The organism is Clostridia bacterium (assembly GCA_035628995.1).
Lineage (GTDB): Bacteria > Bacillota > Clostridia > Lutisporales > Lutisporaceae > BRH-c25.
In genome coordinates, this window is the sequence record DASPIR010000010.1 from 152,072 (window position 1) to 164,526 (window position 12,455).

Consider the following 12,455-nt stretch of genomic DNA (forward strand, 5'->3'; position numbering starts at 1 on the left):
TATCCCCCTAACCGAATAATATGGAAAACAAAATAAGTGCAAGTATTGCAGCTGTGTACATCAGCCTTATAACAGCTTTTATATCATTTTTGTTCATAGACCGTGACGGCTCACCTATAGTAGGCTTCTCCACAGGCTTTCCAAAGTAATGGTTTGTTCCTCCCAGCTGTACGCCAAGGGCTCCTGCCGCTGCAGACTCTGGGAACCCGCTGTTGGGACTGCTGTGGTTCCTGCTGTCCCTAATAAGTATCTGAAAGCTTCTTTTATAATCCAATCCCAGAAGCATTGAGGCAAGCACCATCAGTATACCTGTCAGCCTTGCGGGTATGTAGTTGGCTATATCGTCAAAACGGGCAGATGCCCAGCCAAAATGCAGATATCTGTCATTTTTATAACCCACCATTGAGTCCAGTGTGTTGACTGCCTTATATGCCATAGCCAGAGGCGCTCCCCCTATGAACATATAAAACAGCGGAGCAATAACTCCATCAGAAGTGTTCTCCGCCACTGTTTCAACAGCTCCTCTTGTAATTCCGCTTTCGTTAAGACTATATGTATCCCTTCCCACTATCATGGAGAGCAGCTTCCTGCTTTTTTCCAAATCGCCCTCCAGAAGAGCATTGTATATTCTCCCTCCCTCATCCGACAGGCAGCGGGCTGCGATACAGGTATACATCAGCAATACATTGACTATATGATACAGGTATGGATTGACCCTGCCGGCAAACCTCAAAATAGACCAGGGCAACAGATAAGAAAGTCCGGCAGTAGTTATCAGCAGGAATACTCCCGCTGCCTTTGTGCCAAGCTCTGATTTGGCAAGCCTTCTCACATATTTTTCAAAAGAACTGATATAAGTGCCGATAAGTCTGACAGGATGGGGCATTGATGGTGGATCTCCAAGCACTAAATCCACCAGGAAAGCCGCTCCAATACTAAGCATCTACTCCAGCCTCCAGTATTTCATACAGCTTTTTCATGTCCAGGTTATTCCTCACTATGTCTGCAAGCTTGTCATACTGGCTTTCCTTGTACTCCCAATAATCAGAGGCAGTATTCGCCAGGGGAGCTAATCCCTTACGCTCCCTTACCATGTTTAGAAAGCTTCTTGCAAACTCTGAGCTGTCAAATATGCCGTGCATATAAGTTCCAAATACACTTCTATCCTCGCTTACCAACCCGTCCTGTGCTGATAATCCTGTGCCCCCTCTTTCGCTGACAGCAATAAAGGGCAAACCTGCACCTTCCACCCTCGTTTCTCCCATATGAATCTCATAGCCTCTTACCTCAGTGCCGAAAACGTTGTCCGTGCCTTTCGCAAGAGTTGTAAACTTGGTCTGCCGGAATTCAGTAATTGAATTCAATAACCCAAGACCCATGGAATGCTCACTTTCCGACTCCGCCATAAGGCTGTCGTGTATTTCTTTCCCGAGCATCTGATAGCCACCGCATATTCCGAAGATTACGCTGCCGTTTTCATGGCACTTCAATATCTTCCTTCCCATTCCTGCTTTTAATAGTGCTTCCATATCGTGAATAGTGTTCTTGGTACCCGGAATTATTATTATATCCGGCTTCCCAAGCTCTTCATCTATTCCCACAAATCTTAAGGATACATCCTCATGCAGCCTTAGAGCATTGAAATCGGTATGGTTGGACATGTATGGCAGTCTTATTACTGCTATATCAAGCTCCCCTTCCTTCCTGGCACCAGATCTTAACCATTCAGAAACACCATCCTCATCCTCTATGTTCATACTGAAGTACGGAATCACCCCAAGCACAGGCACCTTGATTATGTCCTCAAGCATCTTTAGCCCGGGATTCAATATTTCAACACTACCTCTGAACTTGTTTATTATTACTCCCTTGACAAGCTTCCTTTCCTCTTCAGAAAGAAGCAGCATTGTACCTGCCAGAGAAGCGAAAACACCACCCCGGTCTATATCCCCAACAATCAGCACTGGCGCCTTTGCTATCTGGGCCATACCCATATTTACAAAGTCCTCATGATTGAGATTTATCTCTGCAGGGCTTCCGGCACCTTCGATAACTACTATATCGCTGCTGTCCTCAAGCTGGTGATAAATCTCTGAAATGCGGCCTTTGAGCTGAGGCTTGAAGTCAAAATATTCTACTGCATCCATATCAGCGTAGACCTTGCCCTCAATAATCACCTGGGATTTCCTATCTGAGGTAGGCTTAAGCAGTATTGGATTCATCTTGGAGTCCGGCTGCTTACCGCAGGCTTCAGCTTGCATTACCTGAGCCCTTCCCATTTCATGTCCCTCAATGGTGATATATGAGTTCAAAGACATATTCTGTGATTTGAAGGGGTTCACATTGTACCCATCCTGGGCAAGTATCCTGCAAATTGCCGTACACATCAGGCTTTTTCCTACAGAAGAAGCCGTTCCCTGTATCATCAAGCTTTTGGAATTTAAATTATTTCTACTCATAATTTTCCTTCTCCTATTTTGAAAATGGCTAGAAGCAAGCAAGACAAGGCGTGCAAGGCAAAATGCCCGGAGCGTACTTAGAGTACGTGAGGACTTTTCGACCGCAGCACAACGCAGTATTGCGCCGCTTATCGCCGTTTTTGTTACCTGCCGCTGTTTACTCTTTTTACTATGCATTGACCTTTTTCATCAATTTCATATTGGCTGTATCTTCCCTGCTCTGCTGTAAAGCTCCAATATGCCTCCTCAGGGAGTCCCAGAAGCACCATGGGTATTATTCTCATAGCGCCCTGATGGGATACAACAAGGATTCTCTCCCCTTTATGCTTCATCAATATATCCTCAATACAGCACTTTACACGACTGTATATTTCGCTGAAACTCTCGCCTCTTGGCGGCGCTGCATTTCTCCAATCCATACCCCATTTTTCCCATGCTTCCTTATACTTTTCCTTGACTTCACTGTGGTGCATGCCTTCCCAATCTCCAAAATTCAGCTCTCTGAGCCTGTCATCCTTTATAACCTCATCCGGTGTAAAACCACTTACAACAGCCGCTGTTACAACTGCCCTTATCAGGCTGCTTGATATGACGGCATCAAAGCTCACATTCTGGAGGATATCAGCCAGGTCTTCTGCCTGCATGATTCCATTTTCGCTGAGCTCGCAGTCGGTCCAGCCATAATATACACCTTTTGTGTTCAGCTCTGTCTCTCCATGTCTTATTAGATATAGCTCAGTTATACGGTCTTTCATATTATGCCCCTTCCTGCCATGACAGCCATTATCAGAATAAAAGATATTTCCAGCAGTTCATTGGCAGCGCCCAAGGTGTCCCCGGTCATTCCCTGCAGCTTTGTATAAATAAAGCTTCTGTATAGGAAACATACTACTGCACAGCCTGCAAAGGCAGCGATACCCCATATGCCTGAAAATACCGAAACTATGACTAAGCCTATAGCGGTTGAAAGCACCGTTGCTGCCGAAGTCTGCTTATCAAGGTACAGTCCGCCCAAGCCGGGACCCGAACGAGCATAGACAGAAGTCTTCATAAGCAGTACCATGAGGGTTTTAGCCGCTGCGGGAGATAGCAGTACTGCGAAATAAAGCCCTTTACCCGTAAGCATAGCAAGCAGCGACAGCTTCAACAGGTAATCAAACACTATTGCAATAGTCCCATTAGTACCAATCCTGCTGTCTCTCATGATTTCAAGCATTTTATCCCTGGTACGTGATGAGAATATCCCGTCACAGGTGTCGGCAAGACCATCCACATGAAATCCTCCAGTAATGGCAGTCCCTGCTATAATGCAGCATATAATCGGGAACACTCCCCCAAGTATCTTTGAAGCTCCAACCAATATTGCCAGATTAAAGGCACCAATAATTAGTCCTACAATGGGAAAATATACAACTCCCTTTGCAAAATCCTCCTCAGTTGCCTTTAGATCTGCATTTATAGGTATTCTGGTCAAGAACTGCAGAGTAAGAATAAATATCCTCATTTTTTAGGCTCCTCCGTATCATTTAAGCTTTAGTGGAAGTCCACAAACAGTGAGAAAAACTTCATCGCAATGCTCTGCAATGCGCTGATTCACTCTTCCTGCAATATCCCTGAATACTCTCCCCAAAAGATTCTCAGGTACAATTCCACTTCCCAACTCATTAGTAACCATTATTACAGTGGCATCTGCTTGGCTGACGCCCTTTAAAAGCTCTTCAATTTCTTCATTTATAGCTCTCTCTACCACTTCAAAGTCCTCATAGCTGGCATTTTCATAATCTATACCCGAGTGTTCCAGCAGCAGGTTTGTAACCATAACTGTCACACAATCGAGAAGTATGCCCTTGTATTGGCTGCTTTTTTCTGATATCACTCGCCCAAGGCCCCTATAGCCTTCATAGGTATCCCATTCAGAAGGCCTCGACTCCCTGTGCTTTTTCACCCTGTTTTTCATTTCTTCGTCAAAGGGTATTGAAGTAGCTATGTATAGGACATTTCCTTCCTGCTCCCTGGCCAGCTTCTCCGCATAGCTGCTCTTGCCGCTCCTTGCGCCACCTGTTATGAGGATTGCTTTTCCCATACTATTTCTCCCTTATGTCAACAAGAAAATCGCTTCCTATCATAGCGTCTTCCAAGGTTGCCATTTCAGATATTACAACTTCCGCCGCTTCAATGATATTGAAGGCAAGGGGACAGCCGCTTCCTTCCCCAAGCCTCATGTTAAGATCCAACATAGGCTTGAGCCCTATCTCGCTCATTGCAAGCTTATACCCTGGTTCTTCAGAACAGTGTGAAGGTATCATAAAATCTTTTACAAGTGGGTTAATTCTAAATGCTGCCAGTGCAGCCGATGCAGAAATAAACCCGTCTATAACAATAGGCACTCTGTGGTAAGCCGCACCAAGGAAACATCCCGTCATACCCGCGATATCAAAGCCGCCGACCTTGGATAGCACATCAACGGGGTCTTTGGGGTCTGGCTTGTTTACGCTGATTGCCCTCTCAATTACAGACTTTTTGCTGCTATAGCCCTCTTCTGTCAGCCCTGCACCTTTTCCTACTGCATCTTCAGCGCTGCAGCCCAGGAAAGCCATTGCAACTGCACTGCTGGTGCTGGTATTTCCAATTCCCATTTCACCGGTTCCAAAAAGGCTGTAGCCCTCACCAACAAGCTGTGATACCATTTCAATCCCTGTCTCGATGGCTTTTACTGCTTCCTCCCTGGTCATAGCAGGGCCTTTTGCCATATTGGAGGTGCCTTTTCTTATTTTTCTGCTAATCAGTCCCGGATATACCAAGTCGCTTGCAACTCCTATATCAACTACCCTGATATCGGCACCGGCATGTTTTGACAGCACACATACACCGGTAACGCCTTTCAGGAAATTTACTGTCTGTATTGTAGTCACCGCTTGAGGGCAGGCGCTTACCCCCTCTTCCACTACGCCATTGTCAGCTGCCATTATTATTGTAACCTTCTTCTCAAAGCTGTTGTTCTGCTTTCCAGTCATCCCGGAAATCTTCACTGCCAAATCCTCCAGCTTGCCAAGGCTTCCAATAGGCTTTGCGAGCTTATCAAGCCTTTCAGCGGCTTCTCTCATACTGTCCTCACATGCTGGCTTAATTCCTGTTCTAGTCTTTTCAAATAATTTCATAACAAATCTCCTTATTATTAAAATTGCGAATTAAAAAACCCGCTGTCCAACTTAAACACGTGGGAGCGGGAAAATATCTAATAAATTAAACATCCTCCTCCCCTCCCTCCGAAGGTAGAAAATATATCATAGGCAGGTTTCCTGGCTTGTGGATCTTCTTACTCTCCGGCCTTCTCGCAGAACAATGGCCTGTCGGATTTCATACCCACATACAGTAGCGGGGGCTGCAACGGTTTTACACCGTTTTCCCTTTTAACCCATAAGGGCACCATATGATTATTATTCAGTTTACCATATTAATTATATATATAAAGAAAAACCCAGTCAATGTATAATATGCAATTAATCAAACATACTATAATCAGAAAACTGCAATTAGCTAATATAGGATGGTGATTTTTTTGAATGTGACTAAATTTCATGTGGAAAATCTCAAGAGCAGCAATGATATCAAAAGTCTAAGAGGCGAACTCCAATCCATGGATGGCATTCATGCAGTGAGAGTAGACGATGTAGCCGATACAATAACAGTTGAGTATGAGGATAACCTTAACACCGAAAAGATTGCTAATGCAATAAGCAAATACAAAAGTGTGCGTCATTAAAAAAAGCAGTTTACGTCGTAAACTGCTTTTTCTTTGAAATTCTATTTTTCCATTTCTCCATCGTATCTTTAATCTCATTTAATTCAATTTCGCCGTCCACTGAAGTTTTGCTGCCACTAGATAATTTGTTTAGCATACCTTCCATATCTTCCTTGCTTGCAGGTGTCTTCAATATAGCGTCAACCTTTTTGCTTTTCAGGCTGTCACGGTTGATAATGCTGTTAGAGGTCAATATGCACAAAATCTCGGGGTTACGTGACTTAATCTTTTCTATAAGCCGATCTCCAAAGGTATCCTTCATCACGTAATTTGCCAGTACGACATTAGGAGAAAAGCTCTGAACCTGTTTTACAGCATCATACTCGTCAGTTATGCTTACGTTGTAGCCCAACTGGCTTAATAGATCCTTCAGAATCATACTTTCAAACCTGCTGTCGTTTACTATCAGCACTCTGCCCATAGCTCCAGCCTCCTGTTAACATATTCTACCGGTACTGCCATGAATATATATATACTTATACTATATCAGCTTTTTCTTACATATTCTACATCTTCCATCCTGGCAGCCATGTCAAAAATTCTATCTATCTCGGAATGCCCCATATTATTTACAGTATCCGATATCAATCTTCTGTAATCCATATAAGCCCTCCTTGTCTATGCACTATATAATAGCATTTATCAATACCTAAAAAAATATTATTTTGAACATTAAAATCGCAAAAATGATTAAATAGGAATAATAAATGTTTTGCGATAATGCTTAAGATAATATAAGTGTACAAAAAAGTTTTTGTCCATTATATATTAGCTGTCACATTATTTGTACTAATTAATATTATGATATCAGAGGTATAAACAGGAGGGAATATAAAATCTTAACTCATCTCCTGTAAATAGATTTATGGCTTCTTGAGAAGGCATAAAATGGCAAATCTATAATCCTCAAATTTTTAGGAGGTGAATTAAATGGGCAAAGACTGCAGAAAAGATAAGGATTTCAGGATAAGACACTTTCCGGATAACATTAGGGATTTACTGTGCCTACTGGTAGATGATGAAAATAACAGGGCTACTATCATACTCAACACCTGTGACGATTGTGTTCAGGAAAACGTAGAAATAGTATCTGTAATAGGCAACCTTGCAGTATTCCGCTGCCATGACAAATTCAAGTTCGTAGATATCCACTGCATATGCGAGGTAATCGTTGATTGCGAAACAATATTAAGCGAACTGCTTGAAGCAAAAAATGACTGCAGATGCTAATTAGAAAGGGGGACTCCCATTAGGGAGACCCTCTTATTCTTTTTTTGTTTCCCACCATGATGGGCGTTTTCCCGCTCTGAGTTGTGCTGCTGTCAGTCCACCCGTATACTCAAAGTGAGGCTTGTCTACTATAGACTTCCAATCTCCTCCCCAAGTGAGCTTTAACCTTTTCCCCTCTTCGCCAATGATATCCCAAAGGTGCTTATCATCCCATACAGCCCTGCCTTTTACAACTGGCACGACATCATAGGCAAGACCAAAACCATGGGGACCAATAAGCTTCATGTTTGTAACAATACTCCCAGGCTTTGAACGCCCTAGAGAATATAGATACTGTTGGTATTCCAAATCTCTCAGGGTATTCGTTACGAGCATTTCTACCCCTCGCTTCCTGCAGGCCTCGATATGTTTTCTGCAGAGTTCTCGTACTACCGGATGCAAGTCCTCAATTTTTTTGCTATTGACCACTATTTTCACCACTCTTCTAAATAGATTGGAGCTTGTACATCTCCTACTCTATATATATGAGCCATTTATAATTAGGATACAGTTCTCTGCCATGTTGTATATAGTTCGGTCCCATTCCTGCAGCCTTCAGTTCTTCAGGAGTTGCTCTATCCACTATCTTATATATAAGTGTCCCTATTATTTCCCAATAGGCCATTTCTTCTGCTCCATGATGTTATCAATTATATTTTAACACATTATATGCTTTATACAGAATATACTGATCATTGTTGAAATAATATCTGTTAGTTTCAGAAATGGCTTAAAACGCATGTGAGGTATATTTTATATTGACAAAGTACTCTCAGCTAAAATAACTTCTTTATTAATTCTTTATAAATTTTATCATCAATTTCTATAAGGCTTTTCTTGCCGTCTTTAAACTGTAATGCAACAACATGTATTCCTTTAGACTTTGCTGATAATCCTGCTAACAATCCTACGGGACCCAGAACTAACCCTCCTACAAGGCCTCTACCGACTGCACTTGCAGCACTCTTTCTCTTTACCTCATCAACAACCTCATATTCATCTACAGTATCTTTATTAATAGGGTAATCTTTAAAACCTGATGATATGTTTATTGATCCAAAGAAAGTACCGACACTGCCATATAAGTAATCACCGGCAATAACTTTATTTTTTGCACCCATACTATTATTCCTCCGCATTTCAGAGTTTTTCCCAAATATCTACAATATTTTCATTAGTTGTGTTAATATTTCCAATATTCTACATAATAAGATTGCCCCATTTCTATCTTTATAAATATCCCGAATTTTTATACTAGATTATTTTACTAGAAACTATTTGACAAAAACTTTTCCCGTTATATCTGTATGTGGTACAGATTCAAACGGGCATTTTTATACTATTAAACAAATTTTAGTTTATTGGCTGAGAAAGCGGAATGCTCTTATGAAGATTTATCTTGCCGCTATGTTGATAATCTTAACAGATTAGGTTTGTTAGAAATTTCATAAAACACATATGTTACTGATACGAATATTTATGATCTGTTAATTAATCACCAAACTACAAAATATATTTGTAAATTCATAACAAATACGATTAAAAAAACTCCTGATATAAAAAGTGGTTCTATTTATGTAACCTCACTTGGAAAACAGTTTTATAAAGCTCGTGTTGTACATAAGTAAATAAATGACAATATAGAAAACAATAATTTTCTACATACTAATATTATAAAAAAAGGAGGGCTTCGCTCCCTCCTTCAACTATCTTTTATGCTTCATATGATCCATGTGCTCCTGAACCATTCTTAGAGTTTCACCGAACCTCTGGAAGTGAACCACTTCCCTCTCCCTTAAGAAGCTCAGTGTCTCTATTACGCCTCTGTCTTTTGTGGAATTTATTAGATGCTCATAGGTTGTTCTTACCTTCTGCTCTGCTGCAAGGTCTTCATGGAGGTTTGTTATAGGATCTCTATTGCCTGTATATATGCTGCAGTCCACGGCACTCCTGCAGCGTCATGAGGATAAATGTCATGACCGTACTGGACATAATGGGCTCCCAGTCCAGCTGCCTTCAATTCCTCAGGTGTTGCCCTATCTACTATCTTGTAGATAAGAGTTGCTATTATTTCCCAATGAGCCATTTCTTCGGTTCCAGTAAGATGTACGTAATAAAATTCTATAAATGATTCTTATTCTGTTTGGTTCTTTTCTAAAAGCTATTTATATACCGAAAGCATATCCAAAGCAGAATCAAGATAATCCCACCAGATAGAATTTGGGTCAAGTTCTTCTTAAAAGCTTCTTTCTCTTTATCTTTAGCTTCTTTTTCGGCTTTAGCAGCTTCTCTTGCTTCCTTTTCATTATGCCAAGCTTTTGCTATGCTGTTACCAAGCTTATCATAATCAATATTTCCCAAATTATTCTCGCTCATAAAACCACCTCAGTAATGTATATGACTAAACTGTACAAATTATAAACTAAAACATAAAAGTGGCTTAAATCCTTACTACGATTGGTTTTAAGCCACTTTTATCATATTGATAGTACATTTATACTCTTTTATTGAATGAACATATACCATCTGCATAATTGATTATTGAATATCAAAGTGAATGTTTTTTTCATGCCGCCAATTTTGGTTTCACACCTGAAAGTGTATTCTATAGAAGCAGGATTATTCATAGTTGGATAGACCTTTTTTGCATCCTTTTGGATGATATTATCTACATTTACAACCTGTAATAAATTAGGACAAATCCAAATATACATTTACTAAAACCTAAATCGTTACAGGAGGTATAATACTATGGGTAAGGACGCTATAAAACCTGCACAACCACCTACCCCGCCTCACCCGACTTACAGTTCAACGTCAGGACAGCCAAACTCCGGATCTAATAGCGGCAATGGAAATGGTAGCAACAATGGTAATGCTGCAGCCTGGCAGCAAGCATGGCAACAGGCTAACCAAAATCAACAGAAATAATTGATTAATTTTTTTGCGAGATAATACTTATCTCGCTTTTTATTTCTGTTATCAAATAATCATGAACTGTGAATTTATTTTTGGGGTTTTACATATCCTTCTTTTTCAGGGACTTCTTCATTTCCAATCCTCATAAATTTACTCCTTCTCAGTTTGTTCAGCTAATTCATTTATGCTATATATGGAAAGTCAGTTCCTTTATATGAAATGTATTCCATATTTTACATATGTTGTTTATATAATAATAATGTGGTTTTATCCGTATATTACATATTTTGTAATTTTTCGTAATATAATATAAATTAATCCATAGTTTTTATTAATTTTGTTTCTTATAAACTTAGTCCTTCTTATTACTTTATAACTGTGTTTACCCTGTTTCCTATTTCAGATACCTGTTGTAACAAATACTAAGGAGGTATAAACAAATGAAAACCTATAATACTAAAAAAATAGCAGTTCTCCTCATTTTAGTTATGCTAACAAGTTCCTTTGGGATGCTTGTTAGTGCTTCAGATAGTAGTACAACTGATGAAGGCTCCGTAGCCCCAGCTTCTATCGTCTGCTGTGAAAATCCTTATCCAGGCGAAGAGATGGTAAGTACTGATGTGTCAAACTTTGTAACTTATTATTTTAATTGTTATACCCACTTAAGGCGCGAGGGTTGTTCCCATGCCACCAAAACTAACTACCATGTTATATTTTGCGGGAATTGTAATGCGGTTTATGATGAATATACTGATACTGAATTAATCTATAATAATGACTGTCACCATTAATCAGTAGTAAATTCTGAAATAGGAAACTTATAAAAGAAACTTACTATAAAAGGTAGGTTTCTTTTATTAAATTACACTACAAAACCTTAGATCCATATATTTTTCAGCATAGTTGATTACCTCACAGATCCTATTTATATTCCTCTGGCTCCCAAAAGCCGTAATTCATAAGCTCATCAACAGTCTCTATCCATCCTGGAGCTGGCAAGCAATCATCAAAAGGAACCTCCGTATACTCTCCCTGATGCTCCCAGGTTTTATAGGAGATAAGTGCCAGGTACAAAGATTGTTAGGTTATATACGAAGCACGCCCACTAAAGTAAAACAAAAGGGGCTAAAAGCCCCCTCAACTATCTCTTATGCTTCATATGATCCATGTGCTCCTGCACCATTCTAAGAGTTTCACCGAACCTCTGGAAGTGAACCACTTCCCTCTCCCTTAAGAAGCTCAGTGTCTCTATTACTCCTCTGTCTTTTGTGGAATTTATAAGATGCTCATAGGTTGTTCTTGCTTTCTGCTCTGCAGCAAGATCTTCATGGAGGTTTGTAATCGGATCTTCAATGGCCTGTATATATGCTGCTGTCCATGGCACACCTGCTGCATCATGAGGATAAAGGTCACGGCCATGCTGGATGTAATGAGGCCCCAGCCCTGCCTTTTCCAGCTCTTCCGGTGTAGCCCTATCTATTATTTTATATATCAGAGTGCCTATAATTTCCCAATGGGCCATTTCCTCTGTTCCAATGTCTGTCAACACTGCCTTTGCTTCAGGTATAGGCATTGTATATCTCTGACTCAGATATCTTATGCCAGCTGATAGTTCACTATCGGGACCACCATACTGAGCAAAGAGCAGCTTTGCAATTTTTAGATCGCAGCCCTCAACCCATGCTGGGAATTCAAGCTTCTTTTCATAAATCCACATACATTACTTACCTCCCATCTCATAGTCAATCTCCCAGGGCCAGGGCTCCTCTATCCATTCCCATGGGCAATCACTTGTGAATCTATGTGTCAACGGCGCATAGTCCTTCTCATACTTTTCCTTAAGCATCTTATGTTTTATCACATATTCATTGTGGAGCCTGAGCGCTCTTTGATCCATCGGATGTGTGTCCAGATAAAGGTTAAGCTCTACTAAAGAGAAATCAACCGCCATTATTTCCTTAAGCATCTCAAGTCTATCTCTGCTTATATCCATCTCCAATACCTCC

At 40.6% G+C, this 12,455-nt stretch carries 16 protein-coding genes, 1 pseudogene and 1 riboswitch; of the genes and pseudogenes, 3 read left to right on the plus strand and 14 right to left on the minus strand.

Annotated elements, in window-relative coordinates:
- Positions 1 to 7: 7 nt before the first annotated feature.
- The 6 genes from cbiB to cobT form a co-directional block, all read right to left on the minus strand.
- Positions 8 to 943 carry an adenosylcobinamide-phosphate synthase CbiB gene (cbiB, locus tag VEB00_03530; GenBank protein ID HYF82085.1) on the minus strand — a complete coding sequence of 312 codons (936 nt, stop codon included), beginning with the start codon at positions 941 to 943 and terminating at the stop codon, positions 8 to 10.
- The gene (locus VEB00_03535) at positions 936 to 2,459 is read right to left on the minus strand and encodes a cobyric acid synthase (GenBank protein ID HYF82086.1); all 1,524 of its coding nucleotides are present in this window, start codon (positions 2,457 to 2,459) and stop codon (positions 936 to 938) included. The genes cbiB and VEB00_03535 overlap by 8 nt, the downstream gene beginning before the upstream one ends.
- Positions 2,460 to 2,602: 143 nt before the next feature.
- Positions 2,603 to 3,214 (minus strand): alpha-ribazole phosphatase, encoded by a 612-nt coding sequence (cobC, locus tag VEB00_03540; GenBank protein ID HYF82087.1) that lies wholly within the window; start codon positions 3,212 to 3,214, stop codon positions 2,603 to 2,605.
- The gene (gene cobS / locus VEB00_03545; protein HYF82088.1) at positions 3,211 to 3,963 is read right to left on the minus strand and encodes an adenosylcobinamide-GDP ribazoletransferase; all 753 of its coding nucleotides are present in this window, start codon (positions 3,961 to 3,963) and stop codon (positions 3,211 to 3,213) included. Before cobS ends, cobC begins: the two co-directional genes overlap by 4 nt.
- A gap of 18 nt (positions 3,964 to 3,981) precedes the next feature.
- Complete coding sequence (cobU, locus tag VEB00_03550) at positions 3,982 to 4,542, minus strand: bifunctional adenosylcobinamide kinase/adenosylcobinamide-phosphate guanylyltransferase (GenBank protein HYF82089.1); 561 nt, start codon at positions 4,540 to 4,542, stop codon at positions 3,982 to 3,984.
- A gap of 1 nt (position 4,543) precedes the next feature.
- Positions 4,544 to 5,617 carry a nicotinate-nucleotide--dimethylbenzimidazole phosphoribosyltransferase gene (gene cobT, locus VEB00_03555; GenBank protein ID HYF82090.1) on the minus strand — a complete coding sequence of 358 codons (1,074 nt, stop codon included), beginning with the start codon at positions 5,615 to 5,617 and terminating at the stop codon, positions 4,544 to 4,546.
- Between the two features lie 113 nt (positions 5,618 to 5,730).
- Positions 5,731 to 5,905: riboswitch (cobalamin riboswitch) on the minus strand.
- 119 nt (positions 5,906 to 6,024) lie between these two features.
- On the opposite strand from cobT, the gene VEB00_03560 reads away from it, so the two are divergent.
- The gene (locus VEB00_03560; GenBank protein HYF82091.1) at positions 6,025 to 6,222 is read left to right on the plus strand and encodes a heavy metal-associated domain-containing protein; all 198 of its coding nucleotides are present in this window, start codon (positions 6,025 to 6,027) and stop codon (positions 6,220 to 6,222) included.
- 10 nt (positions 6,223 to 6,232) lie between these two features.
- Here the strand turns inward: VEB00_03560 and VEB00_03565 are convergent, their stop codons facing one another.
- Positions 6,233 to 6,682, minus strand: coding sequence for a response regulator (locus VEB00_03565; GenBank protein HYF82092.1), 450 nt, complete (start codon positions 6,680 to 6,682; stop codon positions 6,233 to 6,235).
- A 509-nt stretch (positions 6,683 to 7,191) separates the two neighbouring features.
- On the opposite strand from VEB00_03565, the gene VEB00_03570 reads away from it, so the two are divergent.
- Complete coding sequence (locus VEB00_03570) at positions 7,192 to 7,491, plus strand: hypothetical protein (GenBank protein ID HYF82093.1); 300 nt, start codon at positions 7,192 to 7,194, stop codon at positions 7,489 to 7,491.
- A 33-nt stretch (positions 7,492 to 7,524) separates the two neighbouring features.
- Here VEB00_03570 and VEB00_03575 read toward each other — a convergent pair whose 3' ends face one another.
- From VEB00_03575 to VEB00_03595, 5 genes and pseudogenes are all read right to left on the minus strand, one after another.
- Positions 7,525 to 7,959 (minus strand): M15 family metallopeptidase, encoded by a 435-nt coding sequence (locus VEB00_03575; protein ID HYF82094.1) that lies wholly within the window; start codon positions 7,957 to 7,959, stop codon positions 7,525 to 7,527.
- A 43-nt stretch (positions 7,960 to 8,002) separates the two neighbouring features.
- The gene (locus VEB00_03580; GenBank protein ID HYF82095.1) at positions 8,003 to 8,155 is read right to left on the minus strand and encodes a hypothetical protein; all 153 of its coding nucleotides are present in this window, start codon (positions 8,153 to 8,155) and stop codon (positions 8,003 to 8,005) included.
- 151 nt (positions 8,156 to 8,306) lie between these two features.
- Positions 8,307 to 8,651 (minus strand): hypothetical protein, encoded by a 345-nt coding sequence (locus tag VEB00_03585; GenBank protein ID HYF82096.1) that lies wholly within the window; start codon positions 8,649 to 8,651, stop codon positions 8,307 to 8,309.
- 585 nt (positions 8,652 to 9,236) lie between these two features.
- Positions 9,237 to 9,634, minus strand: a pseudogene (locus VEB00_03590) (manganese catalase family protein).
- Positions 9,635 to 9,684: 50 nt separating this feature from the next.
- The gene (locus VEB00_03595; GenBank protein HYF82097.1) at positions 9,685 to 9,906 is read right to left on the minus strand and encodes a hypothetical protein; all 222 of its coding nucleotides are present in this window, start codon (positions 9,904 to 9,906) and stop codon (positions 9,685 to 9,687) included.
- 983 nt (positions 9,907 to 10,889) lie between these two features.
- Here VEB00_03595 and VEB00_03600 point away from each other — a divergent pair.
- Positions 10,890 to 11,240 (plus strand): hypothetical protein, encoded by a 351-nt coding sequence (locus VEB00_03600; GenBank protein ID HYF82098.1) that lies wholly within the window; start codon positions 10,890 to 10,892, stop codon positions 11,238 to 11,240.
- A 350-nt stretch (positions 11,241 to 11,590) separates the two neighbouring features.
- Here the strand turns inward: VEB00_03600 and VEB00_03605 are convergent, their stop codons facing one another.
- Both VEB00_03605 and VEB00_03610 read right to left on the minus strand, forming a co-directional pair.
- Positions 11,591 to 12,166 carry a manganese catalase family protein gene (locus VEB00_03605; protein ID HYF82099.1) on the minus strand — a complete coding sequence of 192 codons (576 nt, stop codon included), beginning with the start codon at positions 12,164 to 12,166 and terminating at the stop codon, positions 11,591 to 11,593.
- Positions 12,167 to 12,169: 3 nt separating this feature from the next.
- Complete coding sequence (locus VEB00_03610) at positions 12,170 to 12,442, minus strand: spore coat protein CotJB (GenBank protein HYF82100.1); 273 nt, start codon at positions 12,440 to 12,442, stop codon at positions 12,170 to 12,172.
- Between the last annotated feature and the right edge of the window lie 13 nt (positions 12,443 to 12,455).

What these genes read in the sequence shown, in the direction of transcription:
- cobC (HYF82087.1), bottom strand. Translation starts at nt 3,214, where the DNA reads ATGAAAGACCGTATAACTGAGCTATATCTAATAAGACATGGAGAGACA.
- VEB00_03585 (HYF82096.1), bottom strand. Translation starts at nt 8,651, where the DNA reads ATGGGTGCAAAAAATAAAGTTATTGCCGGTGATTACTTATATGGCAGT.
- VEB00_03595 (HYF82097.1), bottom strand. Translation starts at nt 9,906, where the DNA reads ATGAGCGAGAATAATTTGGGAAATATTGATTATGATAAGCTTGGTAAC.
- VEB00_03570 (HYF82093.1), top strand. Translation starts at nt 7,192, where the DNA reads ATGGGCAAAGACTGCAGAAAAGATAAGGATTTCAGGATAAGACACTTT.
- VEB00_03600 (HYF82098.1), top strand. Translation starts at nt 10,890, where the DNA reads ATGAAAACCTATAATACTAAAAAAATAGCAGTTCTCCTCATTTTAGTT.
- VEB00_03535 (HYF82086.1), bottom strand. Translation starts at nt 2,459, where the DNA reads ATGAGTAGAAATAATTTAAATTCCAAAAGCTTGATGATACAGGGAACG.
- VEB00_03605 (HYF82099.1), bottom strand. Translation starts at nt 12,166, where the DNA reads ATGTGGATTTATGAAAAGAAGCTTGAATTCCCAGCATGGGTTGAGGGC.
- VEB00_03565 (HYF82092.1), bottom strand. Translation starts at nt 6,682, where the DNA reads ATGGGCAGAGTGCTGATAGTAAACGACAGCAGGTTTGAAAGTATGATT.
- cbiB (HYF82085.1), bottom strand. Translation starts at nt 943, where the DNA reads ATGCTTAGTATTGGAGCGGCTTTCCTGGTGGATTTAGTGCTTGGAGAT.
- VEB00_03580 (HYF82095.1), bottom strand. Translation starts at nt 8,155, where the DNA reads ATGGCCTATTGGGAAATAATAGGGACACTTATATATAAGATAGTGGAT.
- cobU (HYF82089.1), bottom strand. Translation starts at nt 4,542, where the DNA reads ATGGGAAAAGCAATCCTCATAACAGGTGGCGCAAGGAGCGGCAAGAGC.
- cobT (HYF82090.1), bottom strand. Translation starts at nt 5,617, where the DNA reads ATGAAATTATTTGAAAAGACTAGAACAGGAATTAAGCCAGCATGTGAG.
- cobS (HYF82088.1), bottom strand. Translation starts at nt 3,963, where the DNA reads ATGAGGATATTTATTCTTACTCTGCAGTTCTTGACCAGAATACCTATA.
- VEB00_03610 (HYF82100.1), bottom strand. Translation starts at nt 12,442, where the DNA reads ATGGATATAAGCAGAGATAGACTTGAGATGCTTAAGGAAATAATGGCG.